Source organism: Nostoc sp. DedSLP03, assembly GCF_034530815.1.
Taxonomy (GTDB): domain Bacteria; phylum Cyanobacteriota; class Cyanobacteriia; order Cyanobacteriales; family Nostocaceae; genus Nostoc.
In genome coordinates this window covers 60,537-82,191 of record NZ_JAVRCK010000003.1, presented here as the reverse complement: position 1 = coordinate 82,191, position 21,655 = coordinate 60,537, and the positions used below count along the sequence as shown (strand labels likewise).

17 protein-coding genes and 1 pseudogene are annotated in these 21,655 nt (G+C 41.4%); 11 read left to right on the top strand and 7 right to left on the bottom strand.

Annotated elements, in window-relative coordinates:
- Positions 1 to 294: 294 nt before the first annotated feature.
- A complete protein-coding gene (locus tag RM368_RS02350; RefSeq protein ID WP_322692550.1) occupies positions 295 to 984 on the top strand; it encodes a Uma2 family endonuclease in 690 nt (229 codons plus the stop codon).
- 266 nt (positions 985 to 1,250) lie between these two features.
- Here RM368_RS02350 and RM368_RS02345 read toward each other — a convergent pair whose 3' ends face one another.
- From RM368_RS02345 to RM368_RS02335, 3 genes are all read right to left on the bottom strand, one after another.
- Complete coding sequence (locus RM368_RS02345; protein ID WP_322687975.1) at positions 1,251 to 1,628, bottom strand: DUF2358 domain-containing protein; 378 nt, start codon at positions 1,626 to 1,628, stop codon at positions 1,251 to 1,253.
- Positions 1,629 to 1,681: 53 nt separating this feature from the next.
- On the bottom strand, positions 1,682 to 2,245 hold the full coding sequence (locus tag RM368_RS02340) for a hypothetical protein (protein ID WP_322692549.1): 564 nt from the start codon (positions 2,243 to 2,245) through the stop codon (positions 1,682 to 1,684).
- A gap of 160 nt (positions 2,246 to 2,405) precedes the next feature.
- Positions 2,406 to 3,080 (bottom strand): HupE/UreJ family protein, encoded by a 675-nt coding sequence (locus RM368_RS02335; protein ID WP_322692548.1) that lies wholly within the window; start codon positions 3,078 to 3,080, stop codon positions 2,406 to 2,408.
- 231 nt (positions 3,081 to 3,311) lie between these two features.
- On the opposite strand from RM368_RS02335, the gene RM368_RS02330 reads away from it, so the two are divergent.
- Both RM368_RS02330 and RM368_RS02325 read left to right on the top strand, forming a co-directional pair.
- Entirely contained in the window at positions 3,312 to 3,593 is a 282-nt protein-coding gene (locus tag RM368_RS02330; protein ID WP_322692547.1) for a DUF416 family protein, read from the top strand.
- Positions 3,594 to 3,613: 20 nt separating this feature from the next.
- Positions 3,614 to 3,937: pseudogene (locus tag RM368_RS02325) on the top strand (DUF416 family protein); the annotation flags it as partial.
- Between the two features lie 152 nt (positions 3,938 to 4,089).
- Here RM368_RS02325 and RM368_RS02320 read toward each other — a convergent pair.
- A complete protein-coding gene (locus RM368_RS02320; protein ID WP_322692546.1) occupies positions 4,090 to 4,866 on the bottom strand; it encodes an SGNH/GDSL hydrolase family protein in 777 nt (258 codons plus the stop codon).
- A gap of 600 nt (positions 4,867 to 5,466) precedes the next feature.
- Here RM368_RS02320 and RM368_RS02315 point away from each other — a divergent pair.
- The 4 genes from RM368_RS02315 (at position 5,467) to RM368_RS02300 (ending at position 12,244) form a co-directional block, all read left to right on the top strand.
- Entirely contained in the window at positions 5,467 to 6,864 is a 1,398-nt protein-coding gene (locus tag RM368_RS02315) for a calcium-binding protein (RefSeq protein WP_322692545.1), read from the top strand.
- A gap of 245 nt (positions 6,865 to 7,109) precedes the next feature.
- Positions 7,110 to 7,391, top strand: coding sequence for a hypothetical protein (locus RM368_RS02310; protein ID WP_322692544.1), 282 nt, complete (start codon positions 7,110 to 7,112; stop codon positions 7,389 to 7,391).
- 104 nt (positions 7,392 to 7,495) lie between these two features.
- Positions 7,496 to 8,683 carry a TRC40/GET3/ArsA family transport-energizing ATPase gene (locus RM368_RS02305; protein WP_322692543.1) on the top strand — a complete coding sequence of 396 codons (1,188 nt, stop codon included), beginning with the start codon at positions 7,496 to 7,498 and terminating at the stop codon, positions 8,681 to 8,683.
- Between the two features lie 255 nt (positions 8,684 to 8,938).
- Positions 8,939 to 12,244: a GAF domain-containing protein gene (locus RM368_RS02300; RefSeq protein WP_322692638.1), complete on the top strand. Its 3,306-nt coding sequence runs from the start codon at positions 8,939 to 8,941 to the stop codon at positions 12,242 to 12,244.
- 191 nt (positions 12,245 to 12,435) lie between these two features.
- Here the strand turns inward: RM368_RS02300 and dnaN are convergent, their stop codons facing one another.
- Positions 12,436 to 13,599 carry a DNA polymerase III subunit beta gene (gene dnaN, locus RM368_RS02295; protein WP_322692542.1) on the bottom strand — a complete coding sequence of 388 codons (1,164 nt, stop codon included), beginning with the start codon at positions 13,597 to 13,599 and terminating at the stop codon, positions 12,436 to 12,438.
- 309 nt (positions 13,600 to 13,908) lie between these two features.
- Positions 13,909 to 15,291: a chromosomal replication initiator protein DnaA gene (dnaA, locus tag RM368_RS02290; RefSeq protein WP_322692541.1), complete on the bottom strand. Its 1,383-nt coding sequence runs from the start codon at positions 15,289 to 15,291 to the stop codon at positions 13,909 to 13,911.
- A 293-nt stretch (positions 15,292 to 15,584) separates the two neighbouring features.
- On the opposite strand from dnaA, the gene RM368_RS02285 reads away from it, so the two are divergent.
- Positions 15,585 to 16,829, top strand: a complete 1,245-nt coding sequence (locus tag RM368_RS02285; protein WP_322692540.1) for an HhoA/HhoB/HtrA family serine endopeptidase — start codon at positions 15,585 to 15,587, stop codon at positions 16,827 to 16,829.
- Positions 16,830 to 16,936: 107 nt separating this feature from the next.
- Positions 16,937 to 17,467: a peptide deformylase gene (gene def, locus RM368_RS02280; protein WP_179068956.1), complete on the top strand. Its 531-nt coding sequence runs from the start codon at positions 16,937 to 16,939 to the stop codon at positions 17,465 to 17,467.
- Positions 17,468 to 17,601: 134 nt separating this feature from the next.
- Here the strand turns inward: def and RM368_RS02275 are convergent, their stop codons facing one another.
- Positions 17,602 to 19,293, bottom strand: a complete 1,692-nt coding sequence (locus tag RM368_RS02275; RefSeq protein ID WP_322692539.1) for an NAD-binding protein — start codon at positions 19,291 to 19,293, stop codon at positions 17,602 to 17,604.
- A gap of 316 nt (positions 19,294 to 19,609) precedes the next feature.
- Between RM368_RS02275 and RM368_RS02270 the strand changes: the two genes are divergently transcribed.
- Positions 19,610 to 20,107, top strand: coding sequence for a hypothetical protein (locus RM368_RS02270; RefSeq protein WP_322692538.1), 498 nt, complete (start codon positions 19,610 to 19,612; stop codon positions 20,105 to 20,107).
- A gap of 144 nt (positions 20,108 to 20,251) precedes the next feature.
- Positions 20,252 to 21,352 (top strand): D-alanine--D-alanine ligase family protein, encoded by a 1,101-nt coding sequence (locus tag RM368_RS02265; RefSeq protein ID WP_322692537.1) that lies wholly within the window; start codon positions 20,252 to 20,254, stop codon positions 21,350 to 21,352.
- The last annotated feature ends 303 nt before the right edge of the window (positions 21,353 to 21,655 follow it).

Sequence of the window (21,655 nt, the reverse complement as noted above, 5' to 3'; positions counted from 1 at the left end):
ATATAGCTGAAACCTTTTTACTGCTTGGGATACAGCTATCAATTTCAACCACATTGCTGATGATTTTGTAAAAAAATCTTAATGTTCAAACAGAATTCAGGAGTCAGGGGTCAGAATTCAAAATTAATTCTGTACTCTACCCGCTATTAATGGCGAGTCTGAATCCCCGCAAAGAGTGATTCTGATTCCTGAATACTGACTTCTGAATTCTTCTTCAATAATCTCTCATTCCCTACTCGGCAGCGTTTTTACCTAATTCGCTAAGATGTACACAAGCTCATTTTCACAACAAATATGGTGAAAACACCCTCCCAGCTTTGGACAATTCCTCCTTTGGAAAATGGCGACAAACTCACCCGCTACGAATTTGAGCGTCGCTACAATGCCACCCCTAACCTGAAAAAAGCTGAATTAATCGAAGGGATTGTCTATATTATGCCTGCTGCTTTGCGTTTCCGAAGTCACGGTCAACCGCATGGTTGGATTTTGACATGCCTTGGTACTTACGAAGCTGCGACTCCTGGTGTAGCGTTGGGAGTTGAACCTACCGTCCGCTTAGACTTAGATAACGAACCTCAACCCGATGTTGTTCTGTTGATTGTACCGGAAGCCGGTGGTCAAACGCGGCTGAGTGAAGATGATTATATTGAAGGTGCGCCAGAGTTAGTTGTGGAAATTGCTGCTAGTAGCGCAGCTATCGATCTTCATGGCAAAAAACAGGCTTATCGTCGCAATGGTGTCAAAGAATATATTGTTTGGCAAGTTTTAGACCAAAAATTGACTTGGTTTTCTTTAGAACAGGGTGAATATCTGGAATTAGTACCTGACAATGAAGGCATTTTGCGAAGTCGGGTATTTCCAGGGTTGTGGTTAGCGGCGACGGAGTTATTAGCAGGTAATATGCAGAGTGTGTTGAAGGTTTTACAAGCAGGTTTGCAGTCTGCTGAACATGAGGATTTTATCAAGAAATTGGGTAATGATTAACCCTTTCTAAATAGGGAAAATATCTTAACCAATTATGTTTGCACACCAAATTCTTCTGGTTTAATATGTATAGTTAATTCAGCAGATATTTCTGGATTTTTGGCAGCCGTCATCATAATTAATGACTTTCGTTATTACATCGAGTGTAATAGCAAGACTTCAGTCCTGATTTTGTTCGCGTAGCATCTCGTCAGAGAGGACTAAAGTCCTCACTACAAACCATGAAGATTTTGATGGTAATTATATTATTTGAATCTTCCACTTTTTCAAGAGGAAAAATGCTGCTTCACCACATCTAAGCGGGAACAGTTCCAATAATCGATATGGGAAATAATCAAACCATCAGAGTTAAGCCCTAATTCACTCCAACCAGGAATAGAGATCCGTGGTTTCCAGGGGAGAGGAGTATTCCAACTAAGTGTCCACTCAGTTTTGATTGTGTCTCCTAAACGCTGAATATTATGTAAATCCATCTTGGGATTTAAAAACCAAGTTTCGATAAAATTAATCATTGCTTTGTAACGTTTAACACCACGGAATTTATTCATCGGGTCTTGAAAATAAACCTCCGGGGCATAAATGCTGTAAGTTTGATTGACTGGGAATCTTTGATAGTCTTCTTTGAGGATTTCAACGAGATTCATGATAGATAAATATATCTGTAAATTGGTTGAATATGAAAACTGAAAAACTGAAATTAACCCTCATTCCATAATCGTTCTAGCTGACGCCGCCAAGCAGTTAAGACTTCTTCTTGTCCTTGTGAAGTTTGATTTATTTCGCCCATCATTCCTTCAGCGTAAAAGCGTTCTAAGCTTTGCATAGTAGCTTGCAGAGATTGTCCTTGCTGTTTTGCTGCCTGAATAATTTGCCGGATGCGGCTTTCAACTAGTTGATTAAAGACGTTATCTAATCTAGCCTGATGGAGAGATAAAAGTCGGTTGATTGCATTGGATAAATCTGCACTCACTAAAGTTTTGCTGTGATGTTGAAATACCCCCCAAATTACTCTTTCATACAAAGCGTAACGTACTTCTTGAGTGTCATCAAAGTTGGCTTCTAGGAACTGTTCTAAAAATGGTTGGGCTTCTTGGATGGGCAGAATAGGCAGTAAAACTCGCAGCCAAGTATTATCTTCGGAAAGCAGCACCAACAACCGAAAAGTAGGAGTGTCTACTTGCCACGATCCAGGAGCAGTCGTAGTAACAGCCGATGGATCAAATAATTCTGTAAGCGTAGCCGCAATTTCTTCAGGTGTCATAACTTTTTATTTATATATAGCCTCTAGATTAGCGCAGAGGTGCATCAACATATTCACTAAAAAGCTCGATCCAGTCTGAAAACGCAGTGGGGGCGCACAGCTAGGTGTACGCCCCCACGAATGAATGTATTCCACTGAATTGAAATATCTGATTTAAATTTTAAATAAGCGAATTGCTCAAAAACACGATACCGATCGCACACAAAGCGAAACCAGCAAGGCTGATTTTCCAGGGTAAAATTCGGTTTATTTCTCCCATACCCATCCCAACACCAATTTCTCTAGCACTCATGGCAACGGCAAACAGAGTTAAGGCAATACCTAGTATATAGGCAACTACTGATATTGTTCCTGCACTAACAATAGATTCAGCATTAGCGTAACCCTGAAATAAACCAGCACTGATGCCCACCAGAGCAAGCACCAGAAAGTTTAGTTGATTTGGCATCATCAGCATAGTACCAAAAACGATGGTAGAAATGGCGATGGCTATTTCTGTGCCTGGTAAATCTAGCTGAAATATATGAATTACAATCCCTAAAACTGTTGCCAAGACAAAACATCCAGCGATCACAGCGCCACGAACAAACACAGATGAGAGCAAGCCAATCGCAACAATACCAACTAAACAATTTAAACTAATTACTGGATCTGCCAATCCCCAGACAAAGGCTTCCCAGCCGTTAGAGATGTTATGGTCAACTGGTGTTCCACTCAATGAACTCAGTAAGCTAATTAAAATTAAAGCTGCGATCGCCCCAACATGGCGATCCATGAACTTTGAGGTCTTAAGTTCCCCCCAAGTATGGGATTTTGATAATTGAGTCTTGAACATCGCTATATACCAAATTAGTTTTTAGGTAATTTATACTACCCAGCTATTCCAAAAAACTAACGTGGTAATTACCTTAAATCGTACTAGCTTCAGAAAGTGATGTAAACCCGCAGTGGTAGAAAAAGTTCTTTCATAAGCAAGTAGGATCGGATTATTAATATTGAGATTCAAGATGCGATCGCTAATCAAGAATCAGCCCAAAACTGCTGACAATACAACTAAACTACAAAAATGAATCTAAAGTACGGTGAATTCGATATATTGGAGCGAGAACTAGAAGCTCTTCCACCTATGCATCGAGTTGCCTTTGCGGCAGCTTGTTGCGAGAGATTGTATCCACACTATGATATTTACTTGCGAGCAGCTAGAGAAGATGATTGGGATGGAGAAGATTTATTTAGAGTAGCACTCGATGAAATCTGGCAATTTTTGGCAGGAAAAAAGGTTGATGTGGCAAGATCTCGTCAACTGTATTCTGATTGCGACCAAAGCTACCCCGACCATGAAACGTAGAAACTCCAGAAGCACAGAGAGCCGCGGATGCAATTCTCAATACTTTAGAACTTTGTTTATATCCAACTACACAACAGACCATTTCAGTAGCAAAACAAATACATGAAACTCTTTCTGAGTATATAGATTATTTATGCGAGTCTGAAGACGAATATTCGGAAAACATTTCCCACGAAGAACTAGTAGAAATAATTGCCAACCATCCGTTTACAGTACGAGAAATGGCAAAACAAAGCGAAGATTTGCAGCGCTTGCGATCAACTCCCACCTTAACTGCTGAGTTTTTACAGTGGCTGCGTACTTCTTCTCAGAATGGTGGTAAAAGTCTGCTAGATTTAAGCTGAAAAAACAATCGTGAAGGTGCGGCTACAGAACTTAATAAAACATAGCATCAAGTTTATCAGAACCCAAACTATCAAGGCTTTTTGGGGATTTTTTGTCACTCAACCAAACCTACCATTATAAATTTATTTCTGTGTAACACTGTTTTTACTTTTTAATTTTCGTTGATTGATTCTGACTGCTGAATACTGACTTCTGAATTATTTTTGAAGATGTACTCAACTAATTGTTGAATCATTTCGGCATCTGTTTCACTTAAACTTTCTAACTCAATTCTGTTGTTTTCTTGTGGCGTACTAGAGTCGCTACTATATATACGACGACTCAAGCCTACAGGACTATTACCATAAAGTGTTGTATAGAATACACACGCTGCTACATACGATCCAATCGGACTAGGGTGGCTTCGATCCGAACTGTAAAGGTTTAATTTCAGATTCGCTTCCTGAATTTTTTGCCAAGCTATTCCCACAGGTGCAACTTTAGCTTTCAGTTCTTGAGCAATGTTCATATAAGCATCAGTCAATATCTGTTGCGTTTCTGGTTGATTTTGCTTTGCCCAAGTTAAGTAAAATAGTGTTTGGGAATTAACTCGTTTAATTTCGGCATCAAACAGAGTAGCGTACTTGTGCATTTCCTGGGGATTAGTAATTGGTAAAGTACTTTGCTCTTGCAGTACTACATAATCCCAGCGTTTCGCTTTCAAAAGTCTGAGTGCTTTACCACGTTTCCAGTGGTTTTGAAGTGTCGCTCCACCAATCACAACCATTTCAGTTTCTAAGGTTTTAGCTTCTTTTGCTGAGGCAGCTAACTGTTGTGTCAACCAAGGAAGATCGTTGAAATATGTATAGCTGTTGCCAATAAATAAAACTCTGATTGCCTGCTGTTCAGCTACGGGGAAAGAATTTCTCTGAATCGGCCTTGCTAGCATATTAAACAAGACAATTATTAGAAAGAGGAATAAACATACATATACTATCTTGATATTGCTCATCTTCCCTGAAATCTTTGCAGTATAACTTATTCTTGGACAGGATTTTTTTGGAAATAGTTCTGGCTATTGATGAGTGGATGAAATTTTTTCCCAAGAGATTGCAAATTATACCTAACGTAAAACTCTGTAAGTTATTTTGCAATTATATTGCCTAAATTATCCAAAGTTGCTTTAGTTGATGAACTCACTCCTCCATCCCCGTTGCCTCTTAACCGTTTTTTAATGGGGGAGAGCGAACAACTACGGTTGGCTGACTAATTTGATTTGGGTCTTTGATTTTTACGCTACCCGTAACTCTTGTAAATTTGGCAGACTATGAACTTTTATAAAAAATTGGCTGACTCTGCATAAAACTTGTGCGTCCAAAGTAGAGTAAACAGGTACTAGCTTGATGAAGATGAATTGTCATTTACTCGATCTGTTATTGCCTAACCCTTGTTTAAAAACTACTGCTTATAAATTTAGAAAATTCTTCTTCAAAGAGCAAGACTTTCACAGGTTAAAACTTCAACACACACAATTGCGGAAATTGATATTATGCCTAGACTAATTGTTTCTTTACCCCCATTCATAGGCACTTCTGGTTCCGATCTAGTGGTGGGACAAGAGGATAATGCATTATTGCCAACAATTCCAGCAATTGGAATTGAAGTTCTAAAAAACGGAGTCATTGATACTCAAGCAGGTAACGATACGATCTCTGGCACAGGCACTGGTGGCGGTAACGGCTTTGATGCAAGCACAGGCACTGGTATTGCTAACAGTGGCATTATCAATGCGGGGAGTGGAGACGATACGATCTCTGGCACAGGCAGTGGTGGTTCCGGGTATAGAAGCAATGAACCTGGTATAGGTATCGCTAACACTCAGAGTGGTTACATTAATGGAGGAGACGGAAAAGATTTGATCGAGGGAACCGGAACCGGAGGTGACGGAAATATCGGAGCCATCACTATAGGCATCCAAAACACTCAGAATAGCCGCATTGATGGAGGATTTGGGAACGACTCTATCGAGGGAACTGGATCGGGAACGGATGCTATAGGAATCTCTAACACTGAGGGCAGCAACATTAATGGAGGAGAAGGGAACGATTCTATCAAGGGAACTGGAACTGGTGGAATTAGTAGTACTGGAGGAGAAGGTACAGGTATCTTCAACAGTGGTGGTAGCAACATTAATGGAGAGAAAGGAAACGATTCTATTGTTGGTATCGGCAAGGGCAGTGATGCAATGGAAGAACCTTTTAGATCGTACGATGCGGGTAGGGGTGTAGGCATCTCCAACAGCAAGGGTAGCACGATCGCTGTTGGGCAGGGAAACGACTATCTTTCTGGTACAGGCACAGGCGGTGCAGGGTTCTACGCTGATAACCCTTTTGGGAACGGCCCAGAGGAGCTTGCATCTGGTGTAGGTATAGGCATTGTTAACAGTGGCACAATCAATTTAGGCGATGGCAACGATACCCTCATTGGCACTGGTATTAGTCAAGGCACAGGTATTGTTAATACTGATGGCATTATTTTTCAAGGGGCAGGAGATGATATCCTTACTGGCTATGGCACCAGCATTGGCATTCAAGGCGGCACGATTGATGGCGGAAACGGTAACGATAAATTCAAAGCCCGTCGAATTGATGCTAACGGTAATCCTGTTTCCGACCAAGGGGGCGCTATTGCCGATGTCTTGATTAAGGGTGGAAGTGGAAATGACATATTTGATGTTGGTTACGGTAATGCCACGATCGATGGTGGATCGGGATCGGATAAGCTAATTCTGTCTGATTTTAAAAGTGATTACATTATTACAGGTACAGGCAGCCCCAACAATTACACCATTAAGCGGGATCAATTCACCTTGAATGTCTTGAATGTTGAGGAAATTGCTTTTAGTGGCGTTCCTCTACAGCAAAATGTGCTTGGGACTGTGAATTAGGAATTTCCAACAAATAAATTATCCAATTTTGTGGAGTGGGATGAGGGCTTGATAACCGCAGCAGCCGGTTATCTGAAGTGCAACAAGAACACTTCACTTTTTGTATACTAGTAAACAGCCCCGATCGCAGTTTTTAGATAATTCAACCATAGTGCATAGTAACACAACTGCCCTATTGGGGATTGAAACAAAATCCCTCAATACTTTAGAGTTAAAAATAAACTCAACTGCAAAGCGCGATCGCAATGACTGATAAAGAACTCAAACATCTAATTGAGAGTAATGCTAAAACAGTCCAAGCTATGTTAGATGAAATGGCGGAAGCACGACAAGAACGCCAAGAACTTCGAGAAGGAATGCTCCAAATTCAGAATGCAGTCGCACAATTAACGAATATACAAGAGAGAATAACCAATTTACTAATTTCTATTGATGGCGATCGCCCCACAATTCTCAAAAAACTCTCAGCACTGGAAACTAAGCTCGATCGGCTATTGCAGCAAAACCCAACAGACGAGTTAGGTTAAATACTCATAATAATCCCTAGACGTGTTGAAACAACATTTATTTTCCTTAAACAGTCGATAATGTAAATAAATGTAAAAAATTCTCAGTCAGGACAAAAGCATTTATGCGTGTAATTTTGATGACTGGTAAAGGCGGCGTGGGCAAAACTTCCGTCGCTGCTGCAACTGGACTCCGTAGTGCGGAACTGGGCTATCAGACGTTGGTTTTAAGTACAGATCCCGCCCACTCCCTCGCAGACAGTTTTGATATGGAACTGGGACATACGCCCCGAAAAATTCGCCCAAATCTCTGGGGTGCTGAACTTGATGCACTGCAAGAACTGGAGGGAAACTGGGGTGCTGTGAAACGTTATATTACCCAAGTTTTACAAGCAAGGGGTTTAGATGGCGTACAGGCGGAAGAATTGGCAATTTTACCAGGCATGGATGAGATTTTTGGCTTGGTAAGAATGAAACGCCATTACGATGAAGGTGAGTTTGATGTCTTAATTATCGACTCAGCCCCCACTGGCACAGCATTGCGTTTGCTGAGTTTACCTGAAGTCGGTGGCTGGTATATGCGTCGTTTTTACAAACCATTTCAAAACATCTCGGTAACACTTCGACCCCTCGTTGAACCTTTGTTTAGACCAATTGCCGGTTTTTCGCTACCTGATAAAGAAGTGATGGATGCACCTTATGAGTTTTATGAACAAATTGAAGCTTTGGAAAAAGTATTAACAGATAATACTCAAACCTCAGTTCGTCTTGTCACTAATCCCGAAAAAATGGTGATTAAAGAGTCTCTCCGGGCCCATGCTTATCTGAGTTTATATAACGTTGCAACAGATTTAGTCGTGGCGAATCGGATTATTCCAAATGAAGTCCAAGACCCATTTTTTCAACGTTGGAAAGAAAGTCAGGAGCAATATCGCCGAGAAATTCATGATGATTTTCACCCTCTGCCTGTGAAAGAAGTTCCCCTATTTTCTGAGGAAATGTGTGGATTGGCTGCATTAGAACGCCTGAAAGAAACTCTTTATAAAGATGAAGATCCAACTCAGGTTTATTACAAGGAAACAACTCTTCGAGTAGTGCAAGAGGAAAACCAATACAGTTTAGAACTTTACTTACCTGGTATTCCTAAAGACCAAGTCCAACTAAGTAAAACTGGAGACGAATTAAACATTACTATTGGCAATCATCGTCGTAACTTAGTTTTGCCACAAGCCTTAGCAGCACTACAACCAGGCGGAGCAAAGATGGAAAATGACTATCTAAAAATCCGCTTTGTTGACAACACAAAAGTTTAATTTTGTTGAACTTCACTTTGTCAACAAAAAGTTAAAACTAAAAAGCAAGAATTTTCTCTTGTAGCTAGTACAGACGCAATCTTTTTAGCGTCTGTTTTTATGATTTTTTGGTGAATTTTAATCAAAGCGAAAAAAATATTTTTATTAATGATTTGACCGTAGTTTTACTGAAGACAAATTGATCGAATAACTTTCACAATGTCTTTAGATTTAATTATGCCACTTTTCAAATTATTAATTTATTTTGCTATAACAATGATCTCCAATCCCGAACAAGATTTACCCTTATGTCGCGATGAAGAAAGTTTTCTGCGCCGCATTACAAACCGTATCCGACGAAGCTTAGAGTTAGAAGAAATTATAACAGTAACAACGACAGAAGTGCGATCGCTATTAAAAACCGATCGAGTGATGATTTACAAATTTCATCCTGATGGTAGTGGTCAAGTGATTGCTGAATCGATTAATAAAAATTGTTTGCCGTCGCTACTAGGACTAAATTTTCCCTACGATGACATTCCATCTTATGCCCGCGAACTATTTATCAAATCACGGGTGCGTTCTGTTGTGAATGTTGAGACTAAAGAGATTGGTCAAATTCATCTGCGTGACTTGGATAATGGAGATATCTTAGAGGAGATCCGTTACCGCCCTGTAGACCCCTGCCATATTGAATATTTAACGGCAATGGGGGTAAAATCCTCTGTAGTAGCGCCTATTCTCTATCAAGATCGACTTTGGGGGCTGCTGGTGTCTCATAATTCCCAAGCGCGTTTGATTTCAGAATATGAGCTAGAAGCAATACAAATGGTAGTCGAGCAGCTGTCAATAGCGATCGCTCAAAGTACTCTTCACACTCAAGTTCGCAAAACAGCCAAACGAGAAGCGATCGTTAACCGCATTGCTACCTTATTACATTCACTGCCGACGATTGTCTTACAGCCAGCCCTAGAAGCTGCTGTTGCTGCCTTTAATGGTGTTGGTGGCAGGCTTTGTATTAGAAATGAAGCTCTTGATTTCCAAAATGGCAACGTCACCAGCTTAACAGAATGCTTAATACCAGGAAATACTTGTATAAAGCTTTATATCTGTGGAGAACAACCTGTAATGCCAGAACAAACTATATATCCACTAATCGAACAGTATAGTATCTGGCAGGAACACTACAAGTCTACTAACTACGATGTTTGGGCAATTTCAGATATATATAACACTCCTGGCTTGCGAAGTTTGCAAGTTGCTTTTCAACCAACTAAAATTCGCAGCATATTGATGATTCCACTCCAGTATCGTCAGCAGTTGCTCGGCTACTTAAGTATTTTTCGCAACGAGATAGATACAGAAACTTTATGGGCGGGACAGCATGAGGGCGATCAGAGGCAACAGTATCCACGGCGATCCTTTGAGGTTTGGCGCGAATCTAAAACAGCACAAGCTCAAAAATGGACAATTGAAGAGATTGAACTGGCTAGAAACCTCAGTAAACACTTTGCTTCTGCAATTCAGCAGTATGAGTTATACCAACAAGTCCAAGTTTTTAATGAAAATTTAGAAAAACAAGTTAGAAGGCGCACAGCTGAGTTACAACGGACAACTGAACAACAACAAGCTGTGTTTAAAGTTATTGCCGAAATTCGAGAATCTTTGGACACAAATACGATTTTTCAAACCACAACTAAAGAAGTTTGTCAATTAATCAAAGCCGATCGCGTTTCTGTTTATCGTTTTGATGCTAATTGGGGTGGTGAATTTGTCGGAGATTTTGAAGCTGCGAGTCCATACTGGTCGAATGAATCTGAACTAGGTATTAACACAATTTGGAATGACACCTACTTACAAGACACACAAGGAGGACGCTACCGCAATAATGAAACATTTGCAGTCGATGACATCTACAAAATGGGGTTTACTCAGTGTCATCTCGACAATCTAGAGCAGTTTCAAATTTACGCTTTTGTGCTTGCGCCGATTTTTGTTGGACAAAAACTTTGGGGTTTGCTGGCAACTTATCAACACACTGGCCCTCGGCAATGGAAAACTTCTGAAGTTAACTTTCTCAGTCAGATTGCCGCCCAAATGGGCGTAGCACTCCAGCAAGCTGATTTACTATCTCAGACACGACAACAGACATTAGATTTGCAACAAGCAGCAGAACAACAACGGGTATTGTTTGAAGTTGTGGCGAAAGTTAGAGAATCTCTCGATCTAGATGCAATTTTTCAGGCAACTACTCAAGAAATTTGTAAATCATTACAAGCGGATCGAGTTGCAGTCTACCGTTTCCAGGCTGATTGGAGTGGTGAATATATTGCCGAGTTTGTGGGCGATAACTGGTTAAAGTTAGTAAATTCTGATACAAATACAGTTTGGCAAGATAGCTATTTACAAGAAACCCAAGGTGGGCGATATCGTCACAATGAAACCTTTGTAGTCGATGACATCTATGAAGTTGGCCACTCTCAATGCCATGTTACGGCTTTAGAGCAAATTCAGGCAAGAGCTTATGCGATCGCACCTATATTTATTGGGCAACAGCTATGGGGCTTATTAGCAGCTTACCAGAATTCTGCACCCCGCCATTGGGAAGCTTCAGAAATTAAATTTATTACTCAAATTGCCAATCAGCTTGGGGTTGCACTCCAACAAGCGCAATTACATCATCAAACCAAAGAGCAGACGCAAAAGCTAGCTCAAGCTTTGCATGATTTACAGCAAACTCAAACCCAACTGATCCAAACTGAAAAAATGTCCTCACTAGGTCAATTGGTAGCGGGTGTGGCTCACGAAATTAATAACCCCGTGAACTTCATTTATGGCAACATTAATCATGTCAACGATTACACCCAAGATTTACTCAGTATCCTAGACCTTTATTTGCAAAATACTCCCAACCCTAGTCCTGAAATTCGCGATCGCGCCTTCGAGATCGACTTAGAATTTATCATCGAGGATTTGCCCAAAACTCTATCTTCGATGAAAATTGGGGTCGATCGCATCCGGCAGATTGTCTTGGGTTTACGGAATTTCTCTCGCCTTGACGAAGCAGAAAAAAAACCAGTTGATATTCATGAGGGTATTGATAGTACCTTGCTAATTTTGCAGCATCGCTTGAAAGCAAAACCAGAAAGTCCGGCGATTAAATTAGTCAAAGAATACAGCAACCTTCCTTTAGTAGAGTGCTATGCCGGGCCGCTAAATCAAGTATTCATGAATGTTTTAAGCAATGCGATCGATGCTTTAGAAGATTACACAGAATCTCAATCAAAACCTCATAGCAGCCAAATTACTATCCGTACTGCTTTTGGAGAACTTGAAGGCAATATCAAGAGTGTAGTAGTTCGGATTGCAGACAATGGGCCAGGAATACCCGAAGCTCTCAGAGCAAGAATCTGCGATCCCTTTTTTACAACTAAGCCAGTGGGAAAAGGCACTGGTTTAGGATTATCAATTAGTTATCAGATTGTTGTAGATAAACACGGTGGTGTTTTTAAATGTGATTCTCAGCCGGGGTTAGGTACAGAATTTTGGATTGAAATTCCGATTAAACAAATTCGTCATTAGTCATTAGTCATTAGTCATTAGTCATTAGTCATTAGTCATTTGTCATTTGTCATTTGTCATTGGTCACTTGTACTGAGCGTAGTTGAAGTATTGGTCATTTGTACAGAGTTTCGACTGCGCGGTAATCGAGCGAAGTCGAGATTCAACTACCGCGTAGTCGAAATACTGCCTCCTGCCTTCCTTGATAACTTCTAACTTCTAAGTTGCACCGGCATAGCTAAATAGGTCATTTTCAAACCTCCCAATGGTGTAAAAATCACTGGAGTTAGGCTTTGATTTAAATGCATTTGAATTTCTGAAGATGGTAACTCTTTCAAGCCTTCCATCAAATATTTAATATTAAAGGCAATCTCGATATTTTCACCAGAAATTTGGGCAGGCATCGGCTCTCTACCACTGCCTACATCTTGAGCTTCACAAGATAAAGTAATTTCTTGAGCTTCGCTATCAATACTGAGTTTAACAATATTATTTTTCTGATCGGCTAACACAGCAATCCGCTCCAAAGTGCTGACAAATTGTCGCCGTTCGATTGTTACCTGTCGCTCAAATTGGCGAGGAATTAATTGTCGATAAGCAGGATATTGCCCTTCTAATGTGCGACTAGTCAAGCGTTGATTTTGCCATGCAAATACAACTTGACCTCGATCGAAATATAAAGCTACAGGTTCATCTGATGAGGCGCTATGAGCTAACATTCTTTGGAGTTCGCGTAATGCTCTAGCTGGTACTGTCACTTCTAGTTGAGTAGTTCCCTCTAGCGGACGCTCGTTGCTAGTTTCTACGACTGCGAGGCGATGTCCGTCTGTAGCTGCAAATTCTAGGGTGTCTTGTTTAACTGTTAAATGCACACCAGTGAGTACTTGCTTGGTTTCATCAGCACTGGTAGCAAACAATGAACCGCGTAATCCTTCAATTAATGCGGTGGTGGTGAGATGGATTACTTCTGTATTTTCAATTACAGGGAGTTCGGGAAATTCTTCCGGCCCCATTGCTCGGACTTGGTAATGTCCACTCTTGGGTGTGAGTGTGACAATTAAACCTTCTCCACCAGATGTTGCACCTGTCAAGGCTGATTCATCGTCTAAAGTGATTTCGCCTTCTGGAAGACGAGAGGTGATGTCTACAAGTAACTTAGCAGGAAGTGCGATCGCCCCACTTTCCCATACCTCTGCGTTAAAGCTGGTGCGGATTCCCAAGCTGAGATCGAAGGCTGTTAAGCTTACTTGGTTAGTTTCAGCATCCGCTTGTAACAGCACATTGGCAAGTACTGGATGAGTTGGTCGTGAAGGTACTGCACGACTAACAAGTGAGAGGTTTGTACTGAGATCGCTTTGGGAGCAAACTAATTTCATAAGTCAGATACAGCTTGTGAAAGATATCCTAACATCCTTATGTTTATAGGCGATCGCTATTTGTTTCCGATTATGATATTAGGCAAGTTTACCTTGTGGAAAACTTGTGGAAAAGTACTTGAGTTTTTCCACAAGGTAATTATACTTAATTAAGTTTTGACTGTAGAATATCAAGTTTTCCCCAGTTTTTTCCACAATTAAAGTTAAATTTAATCAATTTTTAGACGTTACTTAATATTCTTGACTAATTCTTCAGCCGTCAAAGCTCATAATTCAGACTGCTGCTTGTGGAAAACTTACAATACATCTTCAGGATGGTTTTTGAGAACGGCTAGTCATATTGATGCGATCGCTCAATTCACGTAGAGTTTGTACTAAGGTGCGATCGCTCTCTTGAAGTTGGGTAATTTTATCGCAACTATAGATTACCGTTGTATGGTCTTTACCACCAAACTCCTCGCCTATTCTCGGTAAACTCAAAGCTGTGTGTTGGCGCATGAGATACATTCCTAATTGACGCGCCCAGCTAATCTCTCTTCGTCGCGAGTTACCTTTGAGGTCATCTATTGAAACATCAAAATTATCAGCTACAATCTTTAAAATTGCTTCTGGGGTAGCTGCCATTTTTTCGTTAGGCGGTTCTAAAACTGGTGTAATATTTTCTACTGTCATCGGTAAACCCCAAATAGAAATATAAGCTACCGCCCGAATTAAAGCTCCTTCTAATTCTCGAATATTAGAAGTATAGTTAGAAGCAATATACTCAATCACATCGCGGGGAAGACTGATATTTTCATCCTCAGCTTTTTTCTGTAAAATTGCCATTCTCGTTTCTAAATCGGGCTTTTGGATATCTGCAATTAATCCCATAGAAAACCGAGAACAAAGACGTTCTTGCAAGCTAGGAATTTGGTTGGGCGGACGGTCGGAAGCAATGACAACTTGTTTACCAGCTTCATGTAGAGTATTAAAAGTATAAAAGAATTCCTCTTGGGTATATTCCTTCCCCTCAAGAAACTGAATATCATCAACTAATAAAACATCAGCCGCTCGGTAATGCTCTCGAAAACTTTGCATACTATCCTTACGGATAGCTGTAATTAAATCATTAGTAAACTGCTCAGTAGAAACATAAAATATTTTACAATTAGGAAAAATTGCATAGCGATAATGACCAATAGCTTGCATCAGATGAGTTTTACCCAAACCGACACCACCGCATAAAAACAAAGGATTAAACTCTTTACCTGGAGATTCTGCAACTGCTAAAGAAGCAGCATGAGCCATACGATTGTTAGCACCAACTACAAACCGCGAAAAGACATATTTAGAGTTTAAGTCAGTAGTTTGATGATTATGATTAGGAACAGCTTCAGAAATACTGCTGGAATTTGGTGATTCCCAGGCAACCTCTCGTTCACTAAAATGAGAAACTTCATCACCTTGAGCAACGGTAATATAAATTCCCACGGGATGACCGAGAATATCTTGGACTACATGAGCAATGGTATTGATGTAATACTTCTGTAACCAATTACGAGCAAATGGGTTAGGAGTGCGGATAACCAAACAATTATTTTCTAATCGCTCTGCACTAGCAGTTTTGATCCAAGTTTCAAAGGTAGGTCGGGATAGTTCAAGCTTTAGGCGCTCTAGTACCTGACTCCACAGACTTTCTATGGGAATTTCCATTATCCACCACCTTTGCTGCTAATCGTCACAATAGAAGAGAAAGCACTAATTTAGCATTGAGACACGCTAGACCTAAAATAAGCTTTTAAGTTGTAACCATTTTGGGACATACCCAGTAGGCAAGATCCTAACACCCACTGACCAAATCGAGTGCTGAGTGCTAAGTGGTGAGTAAAATAAAATTTCTCACAGCTTTTTTACCCAGTATATGCATCGTCCCTAATGAGCGATTTTAACTCAGCACTTTGCACTTTTAACTCAGCACTCTCATTGACACGGAGAAGCAACGACACATGAAGATAACAAACCATCACTCAGCACCCAAAAAGATTGAAACCAGGGGTTTACCTCAGAGGTTGTGGATGCTCTCATACGGGGTAGCAGTGGTGTTCCTGGGGAGCTGCTCTCTTTTACCTGCTAAGACTGTTGATAATCAGCAAAGCGATACTCAAGCCCAAAACACAACAGTATCTAATCCGGCAATTGTCCCCCCACCGATTTTCTCTTCGTCTGGAGATCCTAATTTTGTCGTGAAAGTAGTGCAACAGGTGGGGCCTGCGGTAGTTCGGATTGATTCTTCCCGAACAATCACTTCTCGCGTACCAGACGAATTTAACAACGATCCATTTTTCCGGCGGTTTTTTGGAGAAGGAGCGCCACAGCCTAGACAACGCGTAGAACGCGGTAGTGGCTCTGGATTTATTATTAATTCTTCCGGTCAAATTGTTACCAATGCCCATGTGGTAGATGGTGCTGATAGAGTGACTGTTGTACTCAAAGATGGCCGGACTTTTGATGGGAAAGTTTTGGGTGAAGACCCAGTAACGGATGTGGCAACAATCAAAATTAATGCGAATAATCTGCCAACTCTAGCTGTGGGTAACTCCGATGCCTTACAACCAGGAGAAGCTGTAATTGCCATTGGTAATCCATTAGGGTTGAATAATACCGTCACATCTGGAATTATTAGTGCTACTGGGCGTTCTAGTAGCGATATCGGTGCAAGTGACAAGCGGGTTGATTACATCCAAACGGATGCTGCAATTAACCCTGGTAATTCCGGTGGGCCATTGCTCAATGCTCGCGGTCAAGTGATTGCAATGAATACAGCGATTATTCGAGGCGCTCAAGGCTTGGGATTTGCTATACCCATTAATACCGTGCAAAGGATTGCCCAAGAATTAATCGCTAAAGGCAGGGTGGATCATCCTTATTTGGGTGTGCAGATGGTGACATTGACACCAGAAAATAAAGAAAGAATCAAAAATGTCGCAGGCGATCGCTTAAATCTTACAGCAGATGAAGGCGTTTTGCTGGTTGAGATTGTGCCGCGATCGCCTGCATCTGTGGCTGGTTTACGAGTAGGTGATGTGATTAAAAGCATTAACAGCCAGCCTGTTACTAAAATTGAAGAAGTACAAAAGCTAGTAGAAAAGAGCAAAATCGGTACTAAATTACCCATAGAAGTGGAACGCAATGGGCAAATTGTCCAAGTAGGAGTTCAACCTGCTCCTTTGCCAGTCAGACGTGAAGGATGAAGTTAGTCATTAGTCATTTGTCATTTGTCATTTGAAAAATAACCGACATACTTCACTGCCTCCATGCCCTGTTTGCCCAATGCCCCATTACCTAAAGGAGTTTTATCATGACTGAATTAGCGCCAATAATTCAATTAGGCAATCCAACATTGCGCCAAAAAGCTGCTTGGGTTGAAAATATTCAAGATGAGCAGATTCAAAAATTAATTGAAGATTTAATTGCCACTGTTGCCAAGGCTAACGGCGTGGGAATTGCTGCGCCTCAAGTAGCACAATCCTATCGTTTATTTATTGTGGCTTCCCGTCCTAATGCTAGGTATCCCAATGCACCAGAAATGGAACCTACTGCCATGATTAATCCCAAAATCATTGCTCATTCAACTGAAGTTGTCAAAGATTGGGAAGGTTGTTTAAGTGTTCCTGGAATTCGGGGGTTAGTTCCTCGGTATAAATCTATTGAAGTCGAATACACTGACTCTCAAGGCAATTTACAAAAACAAGAATTAACCGATTTTATCGCTCGGATTTTTCAACACGAGTACGATCATCTCGACGGTATTGTATTTGTAGATCGTCTAGAGAACACTCTTGATATGATTACTGAGCAGGAATACCAACAACGAGTAGTTAACAAATAAATGGGAGCAGGAGGTAGGGACAAGGGGGACAAGGGGGACAAGGGGGAATTGTTGAATAAATCTCTCCCTTGTCTCCCCTCTCTTCCTTGTCTACCTTGTCTCTTCTTCATTCCCAATGCCCAATAACGAATTATTTAAGCGTGTGCTTCACAAACTTGCTCGCCCCGCCACAATTGATATAGCCGTGTCGCTGGCATTGTCATATATAAAACGTCACCATCACTGAGATTAGTTTCTAACAAATCCCAGCCGTGAAGAGTTTGGTGGTTTGTTTCTACATATAAAGGTACACAGTCAGCAGAAATTGCTACATCTTTCACCCATTGACCGCAAAAGATGTGTGAAGCTGTAATTACAGTGGCAAAAGCTACCCAAAGACTATCGGCTGTGATGCCATTGCCCAGGATACGTCCCCCTAGTGCAGCAGCAGCAAAAGCTGGCGCTGCTAGTTCAGCCGGACTAAATACAGACTCAAAGCCAAATAGTTGTTGCGCTATGCCAGCAAAATCAGGATCGCCATAATGAACAATCACCGGAATACTGGGTGCCAAACCTTTGGCTTTGAGGGCAATTTCCAAATTGGTAGCATCATTGCTAGTAACAGTTATCACTGCGGCGGCAGAGTTTATATTGCTAGCTTTGAGTATTGTACGGAAGCTGGCATCGCCCTGAATCACAGGGATACCGAGTTCGCGGGCGGTGTTGATATATTTATTGTTGGAGTCGGGTTCAACGACGACAACTTCATGTCCGCTGGCGTGGAGTTGCTGAACAATTCTCACCCCAATACCACTTAAGCCACAGACAATGTAGTGCGATCGCTGGGGAATTCGGGCTGCATCCCAAAATTGCTTAAAGCGGCTTCCTAAGACAAAATCGGTGAGCATGGCATACCAAATACCAATCACCACTGCTCCAACCAGCATCATAATAACAGTAAAGAACTTAATACTGTTAGGAGCATTTTCTACTACTTTGTCATTGCCACCGGCTCCGGTAATCATGCCTACAGAAAAATATAGAGCATCCACAGGAGACAAACTCAACTCAGCCGACATATAGGTAAACGTAGCGATCGCAATAACCGTCAATAGGGCAATAGCGCCCACCACTACCGATCGCCCGTGTTCCTGAAACTGCCTCAGATTAGTCATAACTTTTAGCAGTTTTCTAATCAACGATCTCCGGGGAGAACGGATGCGGGGTTGTGTACCAATAATTATGCGATCGCCTACTTGAATCTCTTGGCCAGCTATGACGGCTGATACCAAATCCATCTCACCTTTGACTGGTAAGTAATAAATTAGCATCCGCGATCGGTCTGACCACAATTCACTCAGCTTTCGACCTTTCCAGAAGTGGTTTTGATCGATGTATTCTTCGTGAATTGGCCAAGTTTGCTGAAATAATTTAATTTGTCCGATCGCTCGGTTTCCCAGCGCTGCAAAGGTGAATACGGGTGCTGCTAATCCGACAACACTCATACTCAAATGGTCTGGCAAACTTTGATCTAGGCGCTCACCCAAATTTGTATTATAAAAACGGTTAATAATCCGAATCTGAGGATTTAGCACCCGCGCTTGCATCATAATAGACAAATTCAGAGCATCTTTAGATCCAGCGATGACTAAAGTATGTGCTTGTTGAATGCCTGCTGCTGTCAGGGTAGAAGCTGCTTGTAAATCTCCAACAATCACATCTCCTGCGGTTTCGCCAGGGATAGATTGGTGATGAATGCCAACAACGAAGGCTCCCTGATGTCTCAGCAGACGAAAGGTTTTATATCCGGTACGTCCTAAGCCACAAACAATAATTCTGGGTTTCATGAAACGGCAGCATCTTTTACAGGTAGGGCTGCATTTCTAGTTAGTTATCAATATTGATTGTTGCCCATTTTCCTGGAATATTACTGTAGCTGACAACACGATTGTTTTAATTGGGCAGGGGGCAGATCGTAGAGCATGTCATAGACAAGTCAGAAGGCAGAAAGAGGATTAAATGTTTTAGTTTTGCTTTCTGTTATTAATTTGTTTCTTTTACTTCTCTCCTCCTGCCTCCTGTTGTTCTTAATAAGATGGCACTTTTACAAATTGATGAAAGTCGATGTTATTTGGATACCTGAAAATTGAAGAGATTTAAGTTATGAAAAGTTTGATACAATTGGCAGCCTTTGGTACTATTTTATTCCCCTTAGTTGTGGCAGAAACCATAGCTGCTACAGCGAAAGCACAGCCACAGCCAAGGTCAGAGCCTATTTCTGCCCCTCATGTAATACTGAATGTACAGCGTAGCAGTGGTACATGCCCTCAAACAATTGGATTGTGGTGGTTTATTCTCCCTTATGAAGGCGGTGCTGAACACACGGTAGTAGCAAATACCAGAGAGTTTGCAGATGAAACTAATTTAGTTTCATCTAATAATAAGCAGTTTGTAGAATTTGTTTCACCTTTACGCAGTAATTATGCTTCTTGTGTAGGTAGAACTCGTGGGCAAGAATATAGCTTCTACAATGCAGAATTTAAGCATAAAAAAGCTTATTTCCGTGTGGATTTACGAAAAATTGATGCATCCCTTAGCCTAATCACTTACAAAAGTGTAGTAGCTTCCCGCCCTTATGTCAGATGGGCGATCGCTGACTAACTCCTCAATGGTTAGTTTGACACCTCAAATAGTAGAGTTTTCTCTAGTCAGGCTTTGAACGGGCAATAAAATAATCTAGAAAAATATGGCAATTTTTGTAGGTTGTGATACGCTATCTGCTTGAGAAGTGTGGAGGAGCCGAAAATGACTAAGCTGCGGGTGGGGTTACTGTTTGGCGGTCGTTCGGGAGAACATGAAGTTTCGATCAAATCAGCAGGGGCGATCGCTAACGCCTTGAGTGCTGGGGAAAATGCTAGTAAGTACGAAATATTGCCTTTTTACATCCAAAAAGATGGCCGCTGGCTAGCAGGAGAAGCACCCCAAAAGGTTTTAGCAACCGGCAGTCCGCTACTGGAATCGGCAGAATCAACATCTGTTGGAAACCTGACATCCAACCCTCAAGCCCAAACTCTGAGCAATTGGCAATCTCCCTCTCAAGTTGCCCAAGTGGATGTTTGGTTTCCCATCCTCCACGGCCCCAACGGTGAAGATGGAACGATTCAAGGGTTACTGACTTTGATGCAAGTCCCCTTTGTCGGTTCTGGGGTGTTAGGTTCGGCTATGGGAATGGATAAAATTGCCATGAAAATGGCCTTTGAGCAAGCGGGATTACCCCAGGTAAAATACAAGGCGGTAACTAGATCGCAGGTTTGGTCTAATCCTTGCGTATTTCCGAAACTGTGTGATGAAATTGAGGCAACATTAGGTTATCCTGCTTTTGTCAAGCCTGCTAATTTGGGTTCATCAGTGGGTATTGCCAAAGTGCGATCGCGCCCAGAATTAGAAGCCGCTTTAGATAGTGCTGCCAGTTACGATCGCCGACTAGTTGTAGAAGCTGGAGTAGTCGCTAGAGAAGTTGAGTGTGCCGTTTTAGGTAACGACCAACCCCAAGCCTCTGTCATTGGAGAGATTACTTATGACAGCGATTTTTATGATTATGAAACTAAATATACTGAGGGTCGGGCAGATTTACTGATCCCCGCCCAGCTTCCAGAGGCGATCGCCCGTCAAATTCAGGACATGGCTTTACAAGCTTTTGCCGCTGTTGACGCTGCTGGATTAGCAAGGGTAGATTTTTTCTATGTGGAAGCAACACAAGAAGTATTTATTAACGAAATCAATACGTTGCCAGGCTTTACTGCAACGAGTATGTATCCTCAACTCTGGGCACATAGTGGAGTCTCTTTTCCAGAATTAGTCGATCGGTTAATTCAACTTGCTCTTGAAAGGCATTCTCCTAGCTGAGAGAAGAAATCAGCAAACTGATTTCTGATTATTACGGTAAAAAGCCACAATAAATACAGAACTTTGGCAAAATTTAGCCAGATTTGGTAGCTTATGTCTTACAAAAAAGCTACTTAAATCTAAATTTTGTTACGGATACCTGATGCTTGACTCCTCCAGTACAATTTATTGACTAGAGGGGTACAAATCTGAAAGTAATCATGGAAAAAAGTCAGAGTGTACAGCGCGAGCGAACCCATTTAAAAAGGGCTACTCCAGAGCTGACAAACAGGAAATCGAGACTAAGAAACAGCTCGAATGTTC

Excerpts from the sequence above, each read along its gene's own strand:
- dnaA (WP_322692541.1), bottom strand. The coding sequence starts at position 15,291 with ATGGAAATTCCCATAGAAAGTCTGTGGAGTCAGGTACTAGAGCGCCTA.
- def (WP_179068956.1), top strand. The coding sequence starts at position 16,937 with ATGACTGAATTAGCGCCAATAATTCAATTAGGCAATCCAACATTGCGC.
- RM368_RS02345 (WP_322687975.1), bottom strand. The coding sequence starts at position 1,628 with ATGAATCTCGTTGAAATCCTCAAAGAAGACTATCAAAGATTCCCAGTC.
- RM368_RS02285 (WP_322692540.1), top strand. The coding sequence starts at position 15,585 with ATGAAGATAACAAACCATCACTCAGCACCCAAAAAGATTGAAACCAGG.
- RM368_RS02300 (WP_322692638.1), top strand. The coding sequence starts at position 8,939 with ATGATCTCCAATCCCGAACAAGATTTACCCTTATGTCGCGATGAAGAA.
- RM368_RS02310 (WP_322692544.1), top strand. The coding sequence starts at position 7,110 with ATGACTGATAAAGAACTCAAACATCTAATTGAGAGTAATGCTAAAACA.
- RM368_RS02340 (WP_322692549.1), bottom strand. The coding sequence starts at position 2,245 with ATGACACCTGAAGAAATTGCGGCTACGCTTACAGAATTATTTGATCCA.
- RM368_RS02270 (WP_322692538.1), top strand. The coding sequence starts at position 19,610 with ATGAAAAGTTTGATACAATTGGCAGCCTTTGGTACTATTTTATTCCCC.
- RM368_RS02330 (WP_322692547.1), top strand. The coding sequence starts at position 3,312 with ATGAATCTAAAGTACGGTGAATTCGATATATTGGAGCGAGAACTAGAA.
- RM368_RS02265 (WP_322692537.1), top strand. The coding sequence starts at position 20,252 with ATGACTAAGCTGCGGGTGGGGTTACTGTTTGGCGGTCGTTCGGGAGAA.
- RM368_RS02335 (WP_322692548.1), bottom strand. The coding sequence starts at position 3,080 with ATGTTCAAGACTCAATTATCAAAATCCCATACTTGGGGGGAACTTAAG.
- RM368_RS02320 (WP_322692546.1), bottom strand. The coding sequence starts at position 4,866 with ATGCTAGCAAGGCCGATTCAGAGAAATTCTTTCCCCGTAGCTGAACAG.
- RM368_RS02305 (WP_322692543.1), top strand. The coding sequence starts at position 7,496 with ATGCGTGTAATTTTGATGACTGGTAAAGGCGGCGTGGGCAAAACTTCC.
- dnaN (WP_322692542.1), bottom strand. The coding sequence starts at position 13,599 with ATGAAATTAGTTTGCTCCCAAAGCGATCTCAGTACAAACCTCTCACTT.
- RM368_RS02350 (WP_322692550.1), top strand. The coding sequence starts at position 295 with ATGGTGAAAACACCCTCCCAGCTTTGGACAATTCCTCCTTTGGAAAAT.
- RM368_RS02275 (WP_322692539.1), bottom strand. The coding sequence starts at position 19,293 with ATGAAACCCAGAATTATTGTTTGTGGCTTAGGACGTACCGGATATAAA.
- RM368_RS02315 (WP_322692545.1), top strand. The coding sequence starts at position 5,467 with ATGCCTAGACTAATTGTTTCTTTACCCCCATTCATAGGCACTTCTGGT.